Origin of the sequence: Streptococcus cuniculipharyngis (assembly GCF_007859195.1) — a bacterium.
GTDB lineage: Bacteria > Bacillota > Bacilli > Lactobacillales > Streptococcaceae > Streptococcus > Streptococcus cuniculipharyngis.
Window position 1 is genome coordinate 1 of record NZ_VOHL01000012.1, and the last position, 5284, is coordinate 5284.

Sequence of the window (5284 nt, forward strand, 5' to 3'; positions counted from 1 at the left end):
AGCTAAGCGACTACCATATCTCACAGGGGGCAACCCCCAACTACTTCCGGCGTGCTAGGGCTTAACTACTGTGTTCGGCATGGGTACAGGTGTATCTCCTAGGCTATCATCACTTAACTAACTCTTCTGAGTGATTGTCCACCCAAAATTGAATACCTACCTATTATAACAAGTTTCTTCTTAAACGTCAACTCTGGTCATACTTAAATTACTTACTTGACTTCGGATAAGTCCTCGAGCTATTAGTATTAGTCCGCTACATGTGTCACCACACTTACACTCCTAACCTATCTACCTGATCTTCTCTCAGGGCTCTTACTGATATAATATCATGGGAAATCTCATCTTGAGGGAGGCTTCGCACTTAGATGCTTTCAGCGCTTATCCCTTCCATACATAGCTACCCAGCGATGCCCTTGGCAGGACAACTGGTACACCAGCGGTATGTCCACTCTGGTCCTCTCGTACTAGGAGCAGATCCTCTCAAATTTCCTACGCCCGCGACGGATAGGGACCGAACTGTCTCACGACGTTCTGAACCCAGCTCGCGTGCCGCTTTAATGGGCGAACAGCCCAACCCTTGGGACCGACTACAGCCCCAGGATGCGACGAGCCGACATCGAGGTGCCAAACCTCCCCGTCGATGTGAACTCTTGGGGGAGATAAGCCTGTTATCCCCAGGGTAGCTTTTATCCGTTGAGCGATGGCCCTTCCATACGGAACCACCGGATCACTAAGCCCGACTTTCGTCCCTGCTCGAGTTGTTGCTCTCGCAGTCAAGCTCCCTTATACCTTTACACTCTGCGATTGATTTCCAACCAATCTGAGGGAACCTTTGGGCGCCTCCGTTACCTTTTAGGAGGCGACCGCCCCAGTCAAACTGCCCGTCAGACACTGTCTCCGATAGGGATCACCTATCCGGGTTAGAGTAGCCATAACACAAGGGTAGTATCCCAACAACGCCTCCGATGAAACTGGCGTCCCATCTTCTTCGGCTCCTACCTATCCTGTACATGTGGTACAGATACTCAATATCAAACTGCAGTAAAGCTCCATGGGGTCTTTCCGTCCTGTCGCGGGTAACCTGCATCTTCACAGGTACTAAAATTTCACCGAGTCTCTCGTTGAGACAGTGCCCAAATCATTACGCCTTTCGTGCGGGTCGGAACTTACCCGACAAGGAATTTCGCTACCTTAGGACCGTTATAGTTACGGCCGCCGTTTACTGGGGCTTCAATTCACACCTTCGCTTACGCTAAGCGCTCCTCTTAACCTTCCAGCACCGGGCAGGCGTCACCCCCTATACGTCATCTTACGATTTAGCAGAGAGCTGTGTTTTTGATAAACAGTTGCTTGGGCCTATTCACTGCGGCTGACCTAAATCAGCACCCCTTCTCCCGAAGTTACGGGGTCATTTTGCCGAGTTCCTTAACGAGAGTTCTCTCGCTCACCTGAGGCTACTCGCCTCGACTACCTGTGTCGGTTTGCGGTACGGGTAGAGTATGATACAACGCTAGAAGCTTTTCTCGGCAGTGTGACGTCACTAACTTCGCTACTAAACTTCGCTCCCCATCACAGCTCAACCTTATAGATACAAGCATTTAACTCATATCAAGCCTCACTGCTTAGACGGGCTCTTCCATTCGCCCGCTTTAGTTAGCCTACTGCGTCCCTCCATCACTTCATACTCTAGTACAGGAATATCAACCTGTTGGCCATCGGATACACGTTTACGTCTCTCCTTAGGTCCCGACTAACCCAGGGCGGACGAGCCTTCCCCTGGAAACCTTAGTCTTACGGTGGATGGGATTCTCACCCATCTTTCGCTACTCATACCGGCATTCTCACTTCTATGCGTTCCAGCGCTCCTCACGGTACACCTTCTTCACACATAGAACGCTCTCCTACCATACCTATATAGGTATCCACAGCTTCGGTAAATTGTTTTAGCCCCGGTACATTTTCGGCGCAGGGTCACTCGACTAGTGAGCTATTACGCACTCTTTGAATGAATAGCTGCTTCTAAGCTAACATCCTAGTTGTCTGTGCAACCCCACATCCTTTTCCACTTAACAATTATTTTGGGACCTTAGCTGGTGGTCTGGGCTGTTTCCCTTTCGACTACGGATCTTAGCACTCGCAGTCTGACTGCCGATTATATCTCATTGGCATTCGGAGTTTATCTGAGATTGGTAATCCGAGATGGACCCCTCACCCAAACAGTGCTCTACCTCCAAGAGACTTAACATCGACGCTAGCCCTAAAGCTATTTCGGAGAGAACCAGCTATCTCCAAGTTCGTTTGGAATTTCTCCGCTACCCACAAGTCATCCAAGCACTTTTCAACGTGCCCTGGTTCGGTCCTCCAGTGCGTCTTACCGCACCTTCAACCTGCTCATGGGTAGGTCACATGGTTTCGGGTCTACATCATGATACTATACCGCCCTATTCAGACTCGGTTTCCCTACGGCTCCGTCTCTTCAACTTAACCTCGCATCATAACGTAACTCGCCGGTTCATTCTACAAAAGGCACGCTCTCACCCATTAACGGGCTCGAACTTCTTGTAGGCACACGGTTTCAGGTTCTATTTCACTCCCCTCCCGGGGTGCTTTTCACCTTTCCCTCACGGTACTGGTTCACTATCGGTCACTAGGGAGTATTTAGGGTTGGGAGATGGTCCTCCCAGATTCCGACGGGATTTCACGTGTCCCGCCGTACTCAGGATACTGCTAGGTATAAAGACTATTTCGACTACGAGGCTTTTACTCTCTTTGGCTTACCTTCCCAGGTAATTCGTCTATAATCCTTAAGTCCACATTGCAGTCCTACAACCCCGAAGAGTAAACTCTTCGGTTTGCCCTCCTGCCGTTTCGCTCGCCGCTACTCAGGCAATCGCTTTTGCTTTCTCTTCCTGCAGCTACTTAGATGTTTCAGTTCACTGCGTCTTCCCTCCTCTATCCTTAACAGATAGGGATAACAGGCATTACCTGTTGGGTTCCCCCATTCGGACATCTCTGGATCTTCGCTTACTTACAACTCCCCAAAGCATTTCGTCGTTAGTCACGTCCTTCATCGGCTCCTAGTGCCAAGGCATCCACCGTGCGCCCTTATTAACTTAACCTTATAACCTAGTTATCTTACTAAACTAGAAAACTCATTAAATAGTCACAGCGTTTCGGTTTATTTTCTTGTTACTATTTCTTCTATGTACTTACATACATAAAGGAATGTTTGATAGATATTCAATTTTCAATGGACAATCTAGGCAAACCTTGGTTAGGTTTGACACTATGGTTTATCTAAGTTGAACACGTGACTAACTTCTTAGGAAAAAAGATAAACTTCCTTGAGTCTTAGTGACTCTACGTCAGTTTCCTATTTTTCTACAGAAGTTTTCGCTACTGCGAATCGTCACTCTGTATCCTAGATAATGGAGCCTAGCGGGATCGAACCGCTGACCTCCTGCGTGCAAAGCAGGCGCTCTCCCAGCTGAGCTAAGGCCCCACATAAGACCACTCAAAACTAAATAAGACGACCAAGTGATCCATTTTCCTTAGAAAGGAGGTGATCCAGCCGCACCTTCCGATACGGCTACCTTGTTACGACTTCACCCCAATCATCTATCCCACCTTAGGCGGCTGGCTCCTAAATGGTTACCTCACCGACTTCGGGTGTTACAAACTCTCGTGGTGTGACGGGCGGTGTGTACAAGGCCCGGGAACGTATTCACCGCGGCGTGCTGATCCGCGATTACTAGCGATTCCGACTTCATGTAGGCGAGTTGCAGCCTACAATCCGAACTGAGATTGGCTTTCAGAGATTAGCTTGCCGTCACCGGCTTGCGACTCGTTGTACCAACCATTGTAGCACGTGTGTAGCCCAGGTCATAAGGGGCATGATGATTTGACGTCATCCCCACCTTCCTCCGGTTTATTACCGGCAGTCTCGCTAGAGTGCCCAACTTAATGATGGCAACTAACAATAGGGGTTGCGCTCGTTGCGGGACTTAACCCAACATCTCACGACACGAGCTGACGACAACCATGCACCACCTGTCACCGATGTACCGAAGTAAAACTCTATCTCTAGAGCGGGCATCGGGATGTCAAGACCTGGTAAGGTTCTTCGCGTTGCTTCGAATTAAACCACATGCTCCACCGCTTGTGCGGGCCCCCGTCAATTCCTTTGAGTTTCAGCCTTGCGGCCGTACTCCCCAGGCGGAGTGCTTAATGCGTTAGCTGCGGCACTAAGCCCCGGATAGGGCCTAACACCTAGCACTCATCGTTTACGGCGTGGACTACCAGGGTATCTAATCCTGTTCGCTACCCACGCTTTCGAGCCTCAGCGTCAGTTACAGACCAGAGAGCCGCTTTCGCCACCGGTGTTCCTCCATATATCTACGCATTTCACCGCTACACATGGAATTCCACTCTCCCCTTCTGCACTCAAGTTAAACAGTTTCCAAAGCGTACAATGGTTGAGCCACTGCCTTTTACTTCAGACTTATCTAACCGCCTGCGCTCGCTTTACGCCCAATAAATCCGGACAACGCTCGGGACCTACGTATTACCGCGGCTGCTGGCACGTAGTTAGCCGTCCCTTTCTGGTAAGTTACCGTCACAGTATGAACTTTCCACTCTCATACTCGTTCTTCTCTTACAACAGAGCTTTACGATCCGAAAACCTTCTTCACTCACGCGGCGTTGCTCGGTCAGGGTTGCCCCCATTGCCGAAGATTCCCTACTGCTGCCTCCCGTAGGAGTCTGGGCCGTGTCTCAGTCCCAGTGTGGCCGATCACCCTCTCAGGTCGGCTATGTATCGTCGCCTTGGTGAGCCTTTACCTCACCAACTAGCTAATACAACGCAGGTCCATCTCGTAGTGGTGCAGTTGCACCTTTCAAGTAGTTGTCATGCAACAACCACTATTATGCGGTATTAGCTATCGTTTCCAATAGTTATCCCCCGCTACAAGGTAGGTTACCTACGCGTTACTCACCCGTTCGCAACTCATCCGTCTAGTGCAAGCACCAGACTTCAGCGTTCTACTTGCATGTATTAGGCACGCCGCCAGCGTTCGTCCTGAGCCAGGATCAAACTCTCATTAAAATTTGATTGTCTCAGTCATTACTGACTTATTGTTTTTCTTTGACAGGTTATTTCCATAACCCGCACTTGGTTCGTCTTATTCAGTTCTCAATGGTCCTATCCGCTCTCTCAAGCGACAACTATTATATTCTATCAAACCTACTTCCACTTGTCAATAACTTTTTACACTTTTTTTGA

The 5284-nt window shown here is 49.3% G+C and carries 1 tRNA gene and 3 rRNA genes; all 4 read right to left on the reverse strand.

What is annotated here, in order from left to right:
* Position 1: 1 nt before the first annotated feature.
* The 4 genes from rrf to FRX57_RS07555 all read right to left on the reverse strand — a co-directional run bounded on the left by rrf (position 2) and on the right by FRX57_RS07555 (position 5107).
* Positions 2 to 117: ribosomal RNA gene (gene rrf / locus FRX57_RS07540) — 5S ribosomal RNA — on the reverse strand.
* Between the two features lie 105 nt (positions 118 to 222).
* Positions 223 to 3122 (reverse strand): 23S ribosomal RNA (locus tag FRX57_RS07545).
* A gap of 310 nt (positions 3123 to 3432) precedes the next feature.
* Positions 3433 to 3505 (reverse strand) — tRNA-Ala (locus tag FRX57_RS07550).
* A 53-nt stretch (positions 3506 to 3558) separates the two neighbouring features.
* Positions 3559 to 5107, reverse strand: a 16S ribosomal RNA gene (locus tag FRX57_RS07555).
* The 16S, 23S and 5S rRNA genes sit together here with 1 tRNA gene alongside, the layout of an rRNA operon.
* Between the last annotated feature and the right edge of the window lie 177 nt (positions 5108 to 5284).